The sequence below is a fragment of the Streptomyces sp. NPDC059567 genome, from assembly GCF_042735655.1.
Taxonomy (GTDB): domain Bacteria; phylum Actinomycetota; class Actinomycetes; order Streptomycetales; family Streptomycetaceae; genus Streptomyces.
On sequence record NZ_JBHWBS010000019.1, the window covers coordinates 39,210 to 54,939 of the forward strand.

The window sequence follows — 15,730 nt, forward strand, 5'->3', positions numbered from 1 at the left end:
GATTTCGCGTCCGTGAGGAGTGGGCTGTGAGAATGCAGGAGCTTGTGTCTCAGGTGTTCATAAAGGCGGCGAGGCAGTATTTCGCCGATTCCCCCATGGGGATGTCATCGATTCCGGCTGTGCATCCACCTGCTCAAGGTCGTGAGCTGGGGGAGCTGGAGCGCCGTATCGGAGAGCCTCTTGAGCCCTCGTATCGAGACTTTCTTCGAGTCACCGATGGAATGGATGGATTCTCGGTTGTCATTCTTGGGTGTCATGACTGGGAACCGGGCGGTCTCGGTGGAGAGGCGGCAGTCTATCTCGCGGACCTGGTGGATATTGGTGTACCAGGAGATGTGGGTATTCCGGACGGTGTTTCACTCTTCCCTGTAGCGTTCAGTCGGGATGCTAGCGAGGCGATCTTCATGGCGGATTTCGGCCTAGGGATTAGCCCACGGTTCTGGTGGGCGGGTGAGGGAGACAGTCTGTTCTTCGATGACTTTTATGTCCTGCTGAAGTACATGAGTGACCCGGCAAGTTATGATCCAATCGAATCGCTCAACTATTAGCCCAGCAGTACCCAGTCGAATTTATATGTACGCTGTGGGGAATGGTGGGGCTCGGATTGCACCGTATATAACAGGCCGACCGGCGGTGTAAGTTGCAGGCAGAGGAGTAGTGGTGGACCTCTCGCGGTTCCGTAGGCTCTTGGGGAATCCCCTCGTTAACGGTGATTCCAATCGAGACTGGTCTGACCTGGAGGCGCGCATTGAAGTTGAGCTTCCAGAGGACTATAAGGAGTTCATTTCGGCCTATGGAGCGGGGTGTCTAAACGATCAAATGCTGCTGTTTCACCCCAAGGGTGACCCCGTTGATGGCCTGAGGCTCGAAGTCCTGATGAAGTCCGCACATTCGGCTTACTCGATGCTCAGGGAGCGGAGTCCAGAGCTGTACCCCTATCCCATCCATCCTGATGATGGGGGGTGTATTGCTATTGGGCGATCATACGGGGGGAATCATCTCTTCCTTTCTCCTCCTGGTCCCGAATCGGGCCAGTGGGGAATCGTGGTCGAAATGGGCGAGTGGGCCGTTTTCGACCTATCCTTCACGGACTTCCTGTGGCAGGCGCTAAATGGTGAAATTTTCCTACCCGTGATTTATGGGGAACCCTCATTCGAGCCCATAAGTGCAATGAGTGAGTAGAGGGCTACTTTAAGTTGCAATGCAGGCGGCGATGAAAGGTCGGTTCCTCGCAGTCGAGGCAGCCGGTCGGGACTATCAACCCCAGATCACCGAAGAGGTGAAAGTGTGCGTGCAATCGCAGGGTTCGCCCGCGGTCAGTACTTCAAGGGCTACTGAGACCAGTGCCACCGGTTTGTACGAGGACTTCGGTAAGTGCTCTGCCGTGAGGGTTCAGGCAGGCGAGGACCCGAGCCTGCCGGGCGGGGGCTCGCCGGTCGAGGCGTCCGGGGCAGCGGCGACTGCCGGTGATCACTGCTCGTCTCCTTCCCGTCTGCGCCAGCCGGTTGTGAGCAGGTCGAGCGCGTCCGGCAGGGGAGGGAAGTGTGGTGCGCAGGTGGGGCAGGCGTAGACGTTGAAGCCTGGGCCGGAGGCCTGGTGGACCTCGGAGACGGTGATCGGGGTTGTGGTGACCCGCGCGCAGCGGACGCACATGCGGACCGGTTTGCGGGGGCTGGGTGGTGGGGTGGTGGCTGAGCACCGGTGGCAGATCTGGTGCCTGCCGTTGCCGGTCGTCGTGACCGTGATCAACGGGCCTTCGGCCGTACCGCACACCTCGCATGCGTCCTCCATCAGGCCACCCCCAGCCCGTGCATGTCCCGTGTGTCCAGGTCGATGCCGAAGTCCGCAGCCAGTACCAGGGTGAGCCGTCGCTGGAGTTGGCGCGCCCGTCGTTCGTGTGCGAGGAGGTATGGCCGGACCATGGCCGTTTCGTCGGCGTCCAGCGGCTCGTCGAGCCCGTACGGGGAGCGGGTAGTGGAAGGGCGCGCCCGACCCAGGGGCTGGGGCGTGGCAGCCGTGGGCTGCGCGGGGCGGAATGCGGACGTGCGTGGTTGATGCCGGTCGCTGGGACTCGGTGCGAGCAGCAGCCTCGCCCAAAGGATGAGGGCGCGGATAAGGTCTTTCACGTCGGTCTGCTCCATTCGGATCGGCCGTGCCCCGGGAGGTCTAGCCACCTCGCCGGGGTTCCTCTGTGCTGGGGAGCGTACACCAGTGAGCTATAGCATACTAGGTATGGGATCTCTCGCCTGACGTGCGATGGTCTGCCTAGCGTGGCGATCGTGATGGAATTTGCCCCCGACCAGCCCCGATGGCGCCAGGTTGCCGCCGTGCTCCGGCAGCGCGTAGCCGATGGCACGTACGCAGCCGGGACGCGTATTCCCTCGGTGATCCAGCTCCAGGAGGAGTTCGGCATCGCCGGCGCCACCGGCCAGAAAGTGCACCGCGCGCTCCGCGAGGAGGGGCTGATCTACACCGAGCCCGGCCTGGGGTCGTTCGTCGCGAAGTCGCCCGAGGGCGGCAGCCCCACCGGGTAGCGCGCCTCCGAAGTCCGCGAACCCCTCGTGAACGGGAGTTGGCTGGACGGTTCTTAAGGAGCGCTGGACGGACGTTCATTGCCTCCCACCGGCCTCGCGATGAAGGCTCGGGACGGTGCCCGCCCTACGGGTGCGGTCGTGGTTCGCGAGGAGAGGCGAGGCTGACGTGACGAGGTCCGGGCAGGAGTATCTGGAGGCGCTGCGCGACGGGCGGGAGGTCTGGCTCGACGGGGAGCGGATCAAGGATGTCACCACGCATCCCGCCTTCCGGGCCACCGCCGCCTCCTTCGCCCGGCTCTTCGACCTCGCCCACGACTCGCCGCACGCCCCCGCGCTCGTTCAGGGCGGGGTGCACCGCGCTTACGCCGTGCCCCGGTCGTACGAGGACCTGGTCGCGCGGCGAGGGGCGTACAAGGTGTGGGCCGAGGCGAGTCACGGGTTCCTGGGGCGGACACCCGACTACATGGCCTCCGGCGCCGCCGGGTTCGCCGCCGCGCCCGAGGTGTTCGACACCGAGTGTTTCGGCGGGGCCGAGAACGCGCTCGCGTACCACCGGCGGCTCGCCGAGGGCGGGCTGCACTGCGCGTTCACGCTCACGAACCCGGCCGGCGAGAGCGTGCGGGTCGTCGAGGACCGCGCAGACGGGATCGTCGTGCGCGGCGCCAAGACCATCGGCACCGGCGCCGTCTTCGCCGACGAGATCCTGGTCGGGACCATCGAGCCGCTCGCCGCCGGGGACTTCGACCGTGCGCTGACGTTCTCCTTACGGGTGGACACACCCGGGCTCAAGCTCATCTCGCGGGTCTCGTACGAAGGGCAGGCCCGGTCCGTCTTCGACCAGCCGCTCTCCTCCCGCTACGACGAGAACGACGCGCTGCTCGTCTGCGACGACGTCTTCGTGCCGTGGGAGCGCGTGCTGACCTACCGCGATCCCGTCGCGACCGCCGCGATGTGGTGGGACACCCCCGCCTATCTGAACCTCGTGCACCAGTCCGCCACCCGCTTCTGGACCAAGCTGGAGTTCCTCACCGGACTCGCCATCCTGATCGCCCGGTCGAACGGCACGGACACGCTGCCGGCCGTCACCCAGGCGATCGGGCGGCTGCTCGGGATGGTCGCGCAGGCCAAGGCCTTCGTGCTGGCCGCCGAGGCGTCGTGGGAGCCGGTCGACGGCGGACGGGGCGGGGTGCGGCCGGGGCGGGACATCTCCTTCGCGCAGCGCATCATGGCCGGCGAGCTGTACCCCCGGGCCGTCCAGGACATCAAGCTGCTCGCGGGCGGCGCGCTCGTCCAGACCCCGGCGAGCGGCCGCGACCTGCTCCACCCCGAGCTGGGGGGACTCGTACGGCAGTACTTCCGTACACCCGGACATCCCGCCGAGGACCGCATCAAGCTCCTCAAGCTCGTCTGGGACGCGCTCGGTTCGGAGTTCGCCGGCCGGCACGAGCAGTACGAGCGCTTCTACCACGGCGCCCCGCACGTCTCTCTGACCATGCAGACCTGGGCGGGAGCCGCGGACCACTGCGAGGGCCTGGCCCAGGCCTGTCTGGACGGGTACGACCTGGGGACCGTCCGGTGACAGGGCCCCAGGCGGCCGATTCACCCGACGCGGTCGCGACGGCCGGGGCCGCCCCCGAAGAGACCGGACTCGCCTCCGGGTCGGCCGACACGAGTCGGCAGTCCGGCTCGGTCCTCGGCCCTCGCCGTCCTCGTGGCCGTCGCCACCACCCGTACCGAATCAGCCACCGCGGCCGCCCGGACCGACGGCTTCCGGGCCGCTCTGCTCGTCGGAGGGGCGTTCGCCGCCGTCGCCACGTCGATCTCCGTACGCTTGCGCCTGCCCATGCCCACCCCGGCGCCGCCACGCCGCGGGCGAGTGGCCGAACCACGGTGACCACGTAGACCCCGGCGAGTGAGCCGAAGGGGAGCGCGGCCGTTCGACGCGTGCCCCCGAGGCGAACGCGCCCCGACCGGAAGGGGCATTCCGTTGGCCCTGTACGACCTTGTAGCCCCCCGACTCGACGAACTCGGCGACCCTCGCTACTGCTTAGCCGACATACGCGCCGCCGACCCTCTCGGCGCCGACGCCGTCCTCGCCGCGTTACCCGCGATGAACGGCGAAGCCGACGGGCCCGCGCTCACGGTGGCCCTGCGCACCCTCGTCCCCGACCCCGACCTGGCCGCCGAGTGGAGCGTCGTCGACGCGCTCGCCGCCATGCGCGACCTCGGCATCCTGCTCGGCTCGCTCAAACGCCACGGCATCCAGCCCGTGGCCGCCGTCCCCGAAGTCCTCCCCGTGCTCGAACTCCTCGGCCGCCGCACCGACATGGTGCCCCGCGACACCGTGCACCACTACACGACCTGGAACCCGTCGGGCCCCCGTCGGCGGACGTACACCGGCCACCCCATGGAGGCCCATCTCCAGGAGGCCGTCCGGATGGTCTTCCCCGGTCTCGTGGCCGCCCTCGACACCTGCTCCCGGCTCGCCCGGCTCGAACCGTACGACCCCGGGTTCGCCGGCGCCCTCGACCGCATGGGCCGGCACCTCCAGGCGATGGTCGACTCCGTCGACCACACGGCCGCCCATGTCAGCCCGGAGTTCTTCGCGCTCACCCTGCGCCCCTACTTCGAGGAGGTCGACGTCGCGGGACGCGACTACCTCGGCCCCGCCGCCGCCCAGGTCCCGCTCTGGCTGGTCGATCTGACGCTCTGGCAGTGCGACCGCTCGAACCCGGCCTACGACGCGTTCCTCGCCGGCTCCCTGCAGTACGGCCTGCCGTCCTGGCGGGACTTCCACGCCCGGCACGCCGACGGCGTCTCCGCCGTCAGCAAGCTCTCCGCGGCCGTCAGCTGGGAGAGCGTCGAGCGGCTGCCCCCGCAACTGGCCGCCTCCGCGCACGCCCTCGGCCGGGTGCTCCGCATCCTCAAGACCTTCCGGGCCCGCCACCTGTGCGTCGCCCGCAAGGCGTACGCGGACGACCTGCGGCTCTACGACGAGGGGAGCGGCGGCGCCCCGATCACCCTGCTGCGCTCGATCCTCGAACTGACCCGGGACAACGAGACGATGGCGCGCCACGCGACCGGAGCCCGCCCGGGCCGCGCGGCCCTCGGCCGCTCGGGCAGCCGCCCCGGCCGAGCGTCCGGTGCCCGTTCCGGCGGCTCGTCGTGTTGAGGGAGGGCCCGGTGATCCACGGCAGCCCGTACGAGCCCTTCCTGCCGGACGGCGGGCGCGATCTGCCCGGCAGCGGGCTTCTGCACGTCGTCGTCGCCGGAGGCGGCATCGCCGGGCTCACCACGGCCCTTGCCCTGCATGCCGCCGGATTCGACCGTGTCACCGTCGTCGAGTCCGCCAGGGAGAGCCGTCCGGTCGGCGCCGGTCTCAACCTCCTGCCGCCCGCCGTCCGCGAGCTCGACGCGCTCGGGCTGCTCCCGCGCCTCGAAGCCGGTGCCCTGCGGACCCGCGAACTGCGCTACTACCACCGTTCCGGCGGTCTGATCTCCCGCGAGCCGCGCGGGCTCGGAGCCGGCTACCGCTGGCCGCAGCTCTCGATCCACCGTGCCCACCTCCAGCGGGTCCTCGCCGAGGCGGTACGGGAACGGCTCGGCGCGGCCGCCCTGGTCACCGGGGTCCGGGTCACCCGGGTGGAGCCGCTGCCCGACGGCCGTCCCCGCGTCCAGCTGGAGCACCGCGACGGCGCCCGGCGCGGCAGGGCCTCTCTGGAACCGGATGTGCTCGTCGGCGCGGACGGCATCCGCTCCGCCGTCAGGGCCGCGCTGAACCCGGGTGAGGGCAGCCCGCCGTGGAACGGGCAGCTGGTGTGGCGCGGCGTCTCGCGGATGCCGGCCCGCGCCGTCGGCTCGTTCATGTTCATCGCGGGGGACGACCGGCAGAAGGCCGTGGTCTATCCGATGCTCCGGTCGGGGAACGACGTCGTGGTGAACTGGGCGCTCGCCCGGCCCGCCGACGCCACGGACGAGGAGTGTCGGGGGGACTGGAACCGTCCCGTCCCTGTAGAAACGTTCCTGCACCATTACGAGGGGTGGGAGTTCGACGGCGTCAGCGTGCCCGAGGTGCTGAGGACCGCCGACACCGCCCACGAGTACCCGATGGTCGACCGCGAACCCCTCGACCGGTGGAGTCACGGCCGCACCACCCTGATCGGCGACGCGGCCCACGCGATGTACCCGATCGGCTCCAACGGTGCCACCCAGTCCGTCGTCGACGCCCGGGCCCTCGCCCACGCCCTCGCCCTCCACCGTGATCCGGCGAAGGCCCTCGCCGCGTACGAGCGCGACCGCAGGCCCGCCACCACCGCACTCCAGCTCGCCAACCGGCGGCTCGGCCCCGAGGTCGTCATCGATCTGGCGCACCAGCGGGCCCCGCACGGGTTCACCGACATCCACGAGGTGATCCCCGCCGCCGAGCTGGCCGCGATCGCCGCCCGCTATGCGGCCACCGGCGCCTGCGAACCGACCGCCGTCAACCAGGGATCGCCCTACACCGTGCCGCTCGGCGCGCTGCCCTGACATCGCGCCGCCCCGGCACCGCGCGCTCCCCCGACACCGCGCCAGCGCCCGTGCCACGGCGCGCGACCCCCGCGCGCCGTGGTCCGGGAGGGCGAGGTGGCCTACCGTCAGGGGGATGCTCAGTCGGCTGCACAGCGTGGTGCGTCCGCTCCGCTCCGTACTCCCCTGCGAAGGTGGAACGCGTGAAGGCAATCCGTCGATTCACCGTGCGTCCCGTCCTCCCCGACACCCTTCGACCCCTCACCGAACTGGCGCGCAACCTGCGCTGGTCCTGGCACGAGCCCACCCGTGAACTCTTCGACTCCCTCGACCCCGTCACCGCCTCCCCCGACGACACCGACCGCGCCGGTCGGCCGGGGGTCCGCTGCGGCGAGGACGTCGACCCGGTTCAGCTGCTCAGCTCCGTCTCCGCCGACCGCCTCGCCGTACTCGCCGCCGACCAGGACTTCCTGGCCCGGCTGCGCGCCGCCGCCGAGGACCTCGACCACTATCTGCACGCCCCCCGCTGGTACCAGGAGCAGAACGGCGGGCTGCCCGCCTCCGTCGCGTACTTCTCACCCGAGTTCGGAGTCACCGCCGCCCTGCCGCAGTACTCCGGCGGCCTCGGCATCCTGGCCGGCGACCACCTCAAGGCCGCCAGCGACCTCGGCGTCCCCCTCGTCGGCGTCGGTCTGCTCTACCGGCACGGCTACTTCCGGCAGTCCCTCTCCCGCGAGGGCTGGCAGCAGGAGCACTACCCCGTCCTCGACCCCGGCGAGCTGCCCGTCGCACTGCTCCGCGAGAACGACGGCACGCCCGCCCGGGTCACCCTCGCCCTGCCCGGCGGCCGCAGTCTGCACGCCCACATCTGGACGGCGCAGGTCGGCCGGGTCCCGCTGCTGATGCTCGACTCCGACGTCGAGGAGAACGCGCCCGCCGAACGCGAGGTCACCGACCGGCTGTACGGCGGCGGCAGCGAGCACCGGCTGCTCCAGGAGATGCTCCTCGGCATCGGCGGCGTCCGCGCCGTCCGCACGTACTGCCGGCTCACCGGCACCCCCGCGCCCGAGGTGTTCCACACCAACGAGGGCCACGCCGGCTTCCTCGGCCTCGAACGCATCCGCGAACTGGCGGGCGAGGGACTCGACTTCGACGCGGCCCTGGAGACCGTCCGCGCGGGAACGGTCTTCACCACCCACACGCCCGTCCCCGCCGGCATCGACCGCTTCGAGCGCGGTCTCGTCGCCCGCCACCTCGGCGAGGACGGCGAGCTGCCCGGCGTCGACGTGGGCCGCATCCTCGCCCTCGGCGACGAGACCCCGCTCGGTGGCGAGCACGGGCTCTTCAACATGGCCGCCATGGGCCTGCGGCTCGCTCAGCGCGCCAACGGCGTCTCCACCCTCCACGGTGCCGTCAGCCGCGGGATGTTCGCCGGTCTGTGGCCCGGCTTCGACCCGCAGGAGGTGCCGATCGGCTCGATCACCAACGGGGTCCACGCGCCGACGTGGACCGCGCCCGAGGTCGGCCGCTGTTCGGCGGGGGCCGACGACCGGGAGCTGTGGGAGCTGCGCAGGACCCTGCGCGAACAGCTCGTGACCGAGGTACGGGAACGGCTGCGGGCCTCCTGGCGGCAGCGGTGCGCCGCGGCCGCCGAGCTCGGCTGGACGGACTCCGTCCTCGACCCCGACGTGCTCACCATCGGCTTCGCGCGCCGGGTCCCCTCGTACAAGCGGCTCACGCTGATGCTGCGCGACCCCGACCGGCTGCGGGCCCTGCTCCTGCACCCGGAGCGGCCGGTGCAGCTCGTCGTCGCGGGCAAGGCCCACCCGGCCGACCACGGCGGCAAGCGGCTGGTGCAGGAGCTGGTGCGGTTCGCCGACGACCCGCGGGTGCGGCACCGGATCGTCTTCCTGCCCGACTACGGCATGGCCATGGCCCGCAAGCTGTACCCGGGCTGCGACGTCTGGCTCAACAATCCGCTGCGCCCCCTGGAGGCCTGCGGGACCAGCGGGATGAAGGCCGCCCTGAACGGCTGTCTCAACCTGTCGGTCCTGGACGGCTGGTGGGACGAGTGGTTCGAGCCCGACTTCGGCTGGGCGATCCCCACTGCCGACGGGGCGGCGGCGCAGGACGAGGAGCGCCGTGACGACCTGGAGGCGGCCGCGCTCTACGAGCTGATCGAGCGGCGTGTCGCCCCGCGCTTCTACGACCGGGGCGCGGACGGGGTGCCGGCCCGGTGGACGGAGATGGTCCGCAGGACGCTGGGCGACCTCGGCCCGAAGGTGCTCGCCGACCGGATGGTGCGCGAGTACGTGGAGAAGCTGTACGCCCCCGCGGCCCTGGCCCACCGGGCCCTCCCGGCGCGTACCGCCGGGGACCTGGCCGACTGGAAGGGGCGGGTGCGCGGCGCCTGGCCCAAGGTCGCCCTCGACCACGTCGAGATCGGCGAGGTCGGCGAGGACCTGGCCGACGCGGAGCTCGGTGCGACGACGGCGGTACGGGTCCGGGTGGCGCTCGGCGAACTGCGCCCGGACGACGTGGAGGTCCAGGCGGTCGCCGGTCGGGTCACCCCCGACGACGCGCTCGTCGACACCCGGGTGTGTGCGCTGAAGCCCGCGGGCGGCCCGGACCTGGAGGGCCGGGTGCCGTACGAGGGTTCGCTCGTCCTGGACCGTACCGGCCCCTTCGGCTGCACGGTCCGGGTGCTGCCCTCCCATCCGTTGCTCGCCTCGCCGGCGGAGCTGGGTCTGGTGGCCCTGCCGACGGAGACGACGGGGGAGGGGGCGGGCGTTCTGCTGCGCTGACTGGTATGGACCAAGGTCTTGACGTGTCCATGGGCGGCCTCTAGGTTCCACGCTCGACGCGGAGTTCATTCACCCGCTCGACGTTCACATACAGGAACGAAAGGCACCCCCCACATGCGCCTCAAAGCCCTGGTCCCCGCACTCGCCACCGCACTGGCGGCGGCCGTCGCCGTGACACTCGCGCCGACGGCCGCCGCCGGACCCGAACGGGCCGCGGCGGCCCCGGCCGCCCCGGCCCAGGCGGCCGCCCCCGCGACCTTCACCCACCCCGGGGTCGTCGTGTCCCGGCCCCAACTCGACTTCGTGCGCTCGAAGGTGCAGGCCGGCGCGCAGCCCTGGAAGGCCGCCTACGACCAGATGATGGCGAGCTCCTACGCCTCTCTGACGCGCGCGCCCAAGCCACGCGCCGTCGTCGAGTGCGGCTCGTCGTCCAACCCCAACCACGGCTGCACGGACGAGCGGCAGGACGCGGTCGCCGCCTACACCCAGGCGCTCGCCTGGTACATCACCCGGGACGACCGCCACGCCCGCAAGGCGATCGAGATCATGGACGCCTGGTCGGCCGTGATCACGGACCACACCAACTCCAACGCCCCGCTCCAGACCGGCTGGGCCGGCTCCTCCTGGCCGCGGGCCGCCGAGATCATCAAGCACACCTACACCGGCGGGTGGGCGAACTCCGGCCGCTTCGCGACCATGCTCCGCACCGTCTATCTCCCCGAGATCATCAACGGCGCCGCCACCAAGAACGGCAACTGGGAACTCATCATGACCGAGGCCGCCCTCGGCATCGCCGTCCACCTGGAGGACCGCGCGGCCTACGACAAGGCCGTGAAGACCTATCTCGGCCGGGTCCCCGCGTACGTCTACCTCTCCACCGACGGCGCCACGCCCAAGCCGCCGCCGAACAGCAGCATCGACACCCGCGACGAGATCGTGAAGTACTGGCAGGGCCAGTCCACTTTCGCCGACGGCCTCTCCCAGGAGACCTGCCGGGACTTCGGCCACACCGGCTGGGGCCTCGCCGCCGCCGTCCACACCGCCGAGACCAGCCGCATCCAGGGCGCGGACCTCTACCCCCAGGTCTCCGAACGGCTGCGGCACGCGCTCGGCTTCCACACCAAGTACGAGAACGGTACGGCGGTCCCGTCCTGGCTCTGCGGCGGCACGGTGAAGCCCGGCCTGGGCCGGGTGACGGAGGTCGGCTTCAACGCCCTCAACGGCCGGATGGGCATCTCCATGACCAACACGCAGATCTACACCGAGTCGCACCGGCCCTCGGGCACCGACAACTACTTCGTCTCCTGGGAGACCCTGACGCACGCGGGGAACCCGAACTGACGCCGGCTCAACCCACGAGTGCCTTGCCGGCGAGCCGCCCGTCGACGAGGCACAGGCGGTAGACGGGCACCGCGGCCGTCATCGTCGCCCGGTAGTACAGGCACCGGTCCATGCCGGGCGGCTCCGGCGGGGCGTCGGCGGTCGGTCCGTCCAACGGGTGCGGCGGGAGGCGTTCGGCGTCGGCGGAGAGCGGATCGCCGACGCGCAGCGAGACGTAGTCGTCCCGGTCCAGGAAGGACCGGGACTGCGTCCACAGCCCGAAGAGCAGCATCACGAGACCGAGCGCGGCGACCAGCGCGAGCGGGATCCAGATCGCCTGCGCGAGCCCGCGCCGCACCTCCCGCCGGGCCAAGGCCCGTTCCCGTACGGAGGCGGGCGCGGCGGGCGCGGCAGGCTGCGCGGCGGCACCGGGCTCCAGCGGCAGCACCGCCCGGACGGCGAACCCGCCGGCCCCGTCCGGACCGTGGCTCAGCCGCCCCCCGGCCAGCCGCACCCGCTCGTCGAGCCCGACGAGCCCGGTGCCGCCGGAGACGCCACCGGCGGGGCCGTCTCCAGCGCACCCGGACACGCCACCGGCCCGCGCCGCCCGCTCCGTACGGGCACGGCCCGACACGAAGCCGGCCGTGCCCGTACGGCTCCGCCGGCAGCCGGTCGCCCCGGTGGCCGGGCCGTTGGACACCGCCACGGTCAGCGCGCCGTCCGCGCGCTCCAGCGCGACCCGGATCGGGGCGCCCGGCGCATGCTTGGCCGCGTTCGTGAGGGACTCCACCACCAGCCGGTGGGCCGCCCGGTCGACCATCGGCGGTGTCTCACCGCCCGGACCGGTCACCGTCAGCTCCACCCGCAGCCCGGACGCGGCCGCCCGCGCCACGACCTCCTCGACCGTCTCCCCGACCGGGGTCGTCGGGGCGCCGCCCGGCTCCTCCTCGTCGTCCGTCCGCAGGACACCGATGATGTCCCGCAGCCGGGCCGTCGCGTCGGCGGCCGCCACGCGCAACTCCCCGGCCGCGGCCTGCCGCCCGGCGCCGAGCCCCGGATCGACCTCCAGCGCGGCGGCGCGCAGCGCGATCAGTGCGAGGTCGTGACCGAGCGAGTCGTGCATGTCGCCCGCGATCCGGGAGCGTTCGCGCAGCCGCTCCCGGTCGGCGACGGCCGCCTGCTCGCGCTCCATACGCGCGGCGAGCTCCCAGCCGGCCCGGACGAGCCGGGCGTACTGGCGCACGTACCGGCCCGTCAGCCAGGGCGCGACGATCGCCAGGGCGAGGACCAGGACGACGGTGAACCCCTGGGAGACGTTTCCGTCCGAGAGCGGGACGAGCGCGAAGCCGAGCACCGCGACCGCGGCGAACAGGGCCGGCGCGGCGCGGGTGTGCTGCTGCCGCCGTCCGGCGAGATAGCCGAAGACGACGAGCGCGAGCGCGTACGGCGCGGTGAACAGCTCCGGGGAGGTGGCGAGACTCAGCGCGACCGCGAGGGCGAGCGAGACCAGCGGCAGCGGCCGGCAACACGCCACGGCCACGCCGAGCACGACGAGCCCCACGACGACCTGCCCCCAGGAGCCGCCGTCGTTGGGGTCGAGCCGCAGCAGCACGGGCGTGCCGAGCAGCCCCCAGAGACCCAGGTCGAGCAGAAGATCCCGAAGCCGTTCACGACGCATCCCCCCAGCTTGCCGGAGGGACGGCACCGGGACCCCTGACGAAAGTCAGTGGTCCCGGCCCTCCAGGAGATCCACCAGCCCCGCCTCGTACGCCAGGATCGCCAGTTGTACCCGGTTCTTCAGGCCGAGGCGGGCGAGGACCGCGCTCACGTGGGCCTTCACGGTGCCCTCCACGACGTACAGCCGGGACGCGATCTCCCCGTTCGACAGGCCGGCGCCCACCAGGGCCACCACCTCCCGCTCCCGTGCCGTCAGCGGCTCCAGACGCTCGCGGGCCTCCGCCGCGCGGGAGAGCCGGCCGGTCGGCAGGTGCGCGATGACGCGTCGGGTGACCTCCGGGGAGAGGAACGCGGCCCCGGCGGCCACCGCCCGTACGCCCGCGAGCAGTTCCCTCGGGTCGCCGGACTTCAGCAGGAAGCCGGCGGCGCCCGAGCCGAGGGCCTGGGCGATGTACTCGTCCTCGGAGAACGTCGTCAGCATCACGACCGCCGCCTCCGGCACCGCGCGGCGCAGCTCCTCCGCGGCCCCGAGGCCGTCGAGCCCGGGCATCCGGATGTCGAGGAGGACCACGTCGGGCAGGTGACGGCGGGCGAGTTCGACGGCCTCGCGCCCGTCGGCCGCCTCCGCGACCACCTCGATCCCCGGGTCGGCGGCGAGGATCGCCTTCACCCCGGCCCGGATCATCGCCTCGTCGTCCGCGAGCAGCACCCTGATCATGCCCACCAGCCTAGGCACGAACGCGCGGACGCCCGGAGGGAACGAGCCCTCCGGGCGTCCGTCACTCACCCGGTGTTACGGGAAGGTGAGCTTGAAGCTGTTGATGTAGCCGGTGTCGATCGCGGCCCGGTCCTGGACGCGGAGCTTCCAGGCGCCGTTGGCGACCTCCGAGGAGGCGTTCACGGTGTAGGTCTGGACGATGTTGTCGGCGCTGCCGCCGGAGCGGTTGTGCAGGTTGTAGACCGAGCCGTCGGGGGCGACGAGGTCGACGATCAGGTCACCGCGGTAGGTGTGGACGATGTCCACGTCCACCTTGAGGGCGGCCGGCGCGTTGCCGGTGATGCCCGTGACGTTGACCGTCGAGGTCACCGCGGCGCCGTTGTCCGGGATGGACACGTCGGCCGCGTTCTCGAAGACCTTGCCGCCCGGGTTGCCGCCGCCGGGGCGCGAGCCCACGTTGATGCCGGCCCAGGCGTGCTCGACGGCCAGGACCTCGGGGCTGCCGGCGCCGTACAGCTCGGTGGCGACCGCGACCGTACCCGTACGGGCACCCGCGTAGTTCGTGTTGGAGCTGAACTTCGTGGTGAGGGCCTTGAACCAGATCAGCGCGGCCTTGTCCCGGCCGATGCCGGTGACGGGCAGGCCGTCGGAGGTCGGCGAGTCGTAGTTGACGCCGTTGACGGTCTTCGCGCCGCTGCCCTCGGAGAGCAGGTAGAACCAGTGGTTCGCCGGGCCCGAGGAGTAGTGGACGTCGATGCCGCCGATGCCCGAGTACCAGGCGTCCTTGGACGAGCCGTCCTTGCTCGGCTTGTCCATGTAGCGCAGCGGGGTGCCGTTGCCGCGGATGTCGATCTTCTCGCCGACGAGGTAGTCGCCCTTGTCCGAGGCGTTGTTGGCGTAGAACTCGACGGCCGCCGCGAAGATGTCGGAGGTGGCCTCGTTCAGACCGCCGGACTCCCCGCTGTAGACCAGACCGGCGGTGTTCGAGGTGACGCCGTGCGACATCTCGTGCGCGGCCACGTCGATCGAGGTGAGCGGCTTGGTGTTGCCCGCGCCGTCGCCGTACGTCATGCAGAAGCAGGAGTCCTGCCAGAAGGCGTTGACGTACGCGTTGCCGTAGTGGACCCGGGAGTACGCGCCGACGCCGTCACCGCGGATGCCGGAGCGGCCGTGCACGTTCTTGAAGTAGTCCCAGGTGACCCCGGCGCCGAAGTGCGCGTCCGCGCCGGCGGTCTCCGCGTTCTGCGGGGTGCCGTCGCCCCAGATGTCGTCGGAACCGGAGAAGAGCGTTCCGGTGCCGGACGTACCCCGGTTGAGGTTGTACGTCTTGTGGTTGCCGCGGCCGGTGTCGGTCAGCGTGTACGAGGGCGCGGTGCCCAGCGTCACCTGGCCGCTGTACTGCGTGTTGCCGGTGCCGGTGTGGACCGCCTGCCACTCGTACAGCTTCGCGCCGGTGGTGGCGTCGGTGACGACGTGGAGCTCGTTCGGGGTGCCGTCGTGCTGGAGGCCGCCGACGACGGTCTCGTACGCGAGGACGGGCGAACCCTGCGCCATCCAGACGACCTTGCGCGGGGCGCGCTCGGCGGCGGTCTTCTTCGAGCCCTCCGCGGCGGCGGCGCCGAGCGCCTGCTTCTCGGCGGCGGCCGGGGCGACGTCGGCGGTCGTGTCGACGTTCTTCAGCTCGGCACGGGAAGCCTTGGTGACGCCCTGGGTGACGCCGGCCTTGGTCTCCTGGACGACCAGGTCGCCGCCGAGGACGGGGAGTCCGGCGTAGGTGCGCTCGTAGCGCGTGTGGGTCGTTCCGTCGCGGTCCTGGACGACGTCGCGGACGACGAGCTTCTCCTGGGCGCCGAGGCCGAGGGACTTGGCGGTCGCCGCCTTGTCGGCGTCGGCGGCGCGTATCAGCGCGGTGCGCTGGGCGGGGGACAGGTCGGCCGGCAGCTTGCCGGGGTTGGCCTGGCCCGCGGCCTGGGCCTTCGGGGCGACGGTCCACTGGTCGTCCGCCGCGGTGGCGGAACCCGACTGGACGCCGACGGCGATCATGGCCGCGGCAGCGATCAGAGCGCCGGTCGCGGTGGCGCGGCGGCTGGGCGTGGATCTCACGCAGACTCCTTTTGCGAGGGGGGTACCGGACCACTGGGTGGGTCGGTCCGGGCAGAGCAAACAGAGCT

General features: G+C 71.4%; 14 protein-coding genes. 8 read left to right on the top strand and 6 right to left on the bottom strand.

Annotation, left to right across the window (positions count from 1 at the left end; all coding sequences use genetic code 11):
• Positions 1–26: 26 nt before the first annotated feature.
• Positions 27–548 (top strand): hypothetical protein, encoded by a 522-nt coding sequence (locus ACFVZW_RS12150; protein ID WP_384520040.1) that lies wholly within the window; start codon positions 27–29, stop codon positions 546–548.
• Between the two features lie 112 nt (positions 549–660).
• On the top strand, positions 661–1,182 hold the full coding sequence (locus ACFVZW_RS12155) for an SMI1/KNR4 family protein (protein WP_384520042.1): 522 nt from the start codon (positions 661–663) through the stop codon (positions 1,180–1,182).
• 288 nt (positions 1,183–1,470) lie between these two features.
• On the opposite strand, the gene ACFVZW_RS12160 is transcribed toward ACFVZW_RS12155, so the two are convergent.
• Together ACFVZW_RS12160 and ACFVZW_RS12165 are read right to left on the bottom strand one after the other, a co-directional pair.
• On the bottom strand, positions 1,471–1,791 hold the full coding sequence (locus tag ACFVZW_RS12160; RefSeq protein WP_384520044.1) for a hypothetical protein: 321 nt from the start codon (positions 1,789–1,791) through the stop codon (positions 1,471–1,473).
• Positions 1,791–1,922, bottom strand: a complete 132-nt coding sequence (locus ACFVZW_RS12165; protein ID WP_384520045.1) for a hypothetical protein — start codon at positions 1,920–1,922, stop codon at positions 1,791–1,793. Before ACFVZW_RS12165 ends, ACFVZW_RS12160 begins: the two co-directional genes overlap by 1 nt.
• Before the next feature lie 360 nt (positions 1,923–2,282).
• Between ACFVZW_RS12165 and ACFVZW_RS12170 the strand changes: the two genes are divergently transcribed.
• Positions 2,283–2,534: a GntR family transcriptional regulator gene (locus ACFVZW_RS12170; RefSeq protein WP_384520103.1), complete on the top strand. Its 252-nt coding sequence runs from the start codon at positions 2,283–2,285 to the stop codon at positions 2,532–2,534.
• Positions 2,535–2,700: 166 nt separating this feature from the next.
• Positions 2,701–4,113, top strand: coding sequence for a 4-hydroxyphenylacetate 3-hydroxylase family protein (locus ACFVZW_RS12175; protein ID WP_384520047.1), 1,413 nt, complete (start codon positions 2,701–2,703; stop codon positions 4,111–4,113).
• 20 nt (positions 4,114–4,133) lie between these two features.
• On the opposite strand, the gene ACFVZW_RS12180 is transcribed toward ACFVZW_RS12175, so the two are convergent.
• On the bottom strand, positions 4,134–4,379 hold the full coding sequence (locus tag ACFVZW_RS12180) for a hypothetical protein (protein WP_384520048.1): 246 nt from the start codon (positions 4,377–4,379) through the stop codon (positions 4,134–4,136).
• A gap of 142 nt (positions 4,380–4,521) precedes the next feature.
• Here ACFVZW_RS12180 and ACFVZW_RS12185 point away from each other — a divergent pair, with 142 nt between their 5' ends.
• The 4 genes from ACFVZW_RS12185 to ACFVZW_RS12200 all read left to right on the top strand — a co-directional run bounded on the left by ACFVZW_RS12185 (position 4,522) and on the right by ACFVZW_RS12200 (position 11,185).
• Positions 4,522–5,706, top strand: coding sequence for a monodechloroaminopyrrolnitrin synthase PrnB family protein (locus ACFVZW_RS12185; RefSeq protein ID WP_384520049.1), 1,185 nt, complete (start codon positions 4,522–4,524; stop codon positions 5,704–5,706).
• A gap of 80 nt (positions 5,707–5,786) precedes the next feature.
• Entirely contained in the window at positions 5,787–7,061 is a 1,275-nt protein-coding gene (locus ACFVZW_RS12190) for an FAD-dependent monooxygenase (RefSeq protein ID WP_384520104.1), read from the top strand.
• Between the two features lie 182 nt (positions 7,062–7,243).
• Complete coding sequence (glgP, locus tag ACFVZW_RS12195; protein WP_384520051.1) at positions 7,244–9,844, top strand: alpha-glucan family phosphorylase; 2,601 nt, start codon at positions 7,244–7,246, stop codon at positions 9,842–9,844.
• A gap of 114 nt (positions 9,845–9,958) precedes the next feature.
• The gene (locus ACFVZW_RS12200; protein WP_384520052.1) at positions 9,959–11,185 is read left to right on the top strand and encodes an alginate lyase family protein; all 1,227 of its coding nucleotides are present in this window, start codon (positions 9,959–9,961) and stop codon (positions 11,183–11,185) included.
• A gap of 7 nt (positions 11,186–11,192) precedes the next feature.
• On the opposite strand, the gene ACFVZW_RS12205 is transcribed toward ACFVZW_RS12200, so the two are convergent.
• The 3 genes from ACFVZW_RS12205 to ACFVZW_RS12215 form a co-directional block, all read right to left on the bottom strand.
• Positions 11,193–12,842, bottom strand: coding sequence for a sensor histidine kinase (locus ACFVZW_RS12205; protein ID WP_384520053.1), 1,650 nt, complete (start codon positions 12,840–12,842; stop codon positions 11,193–11,195).
• 45 nt (positions 12,843–12,887) lie between these two features.
• The gene (locus ACFVZW_RS12210) at positions 12,888–13,559 is read right to left on the bottom strand and encodes a response regulator (RefSeq protein WP_384520055.1); all 672 of its coding nucleotides are present in this window, start codon (positions 13,557–13,559) and stop codon (positions 12,888–12,890) included.
• Positions 13,560–13,634: 75 nt separating this feature from the next.
• The gene (locus ACFVZW_RS12215; protein WP_384520056.1) at positions 13,635–15,662 is read right to left on the bottom strand and encodes a M4 family metallopeptidase; all 2,028 of its coding nucleotides are present in this window, start codon (positions 15,660–15,662) and stop codon (positions 13,635–13,637) included.
• Positions 15,663–15,730 lie beyond the last annotated feature (68 nt).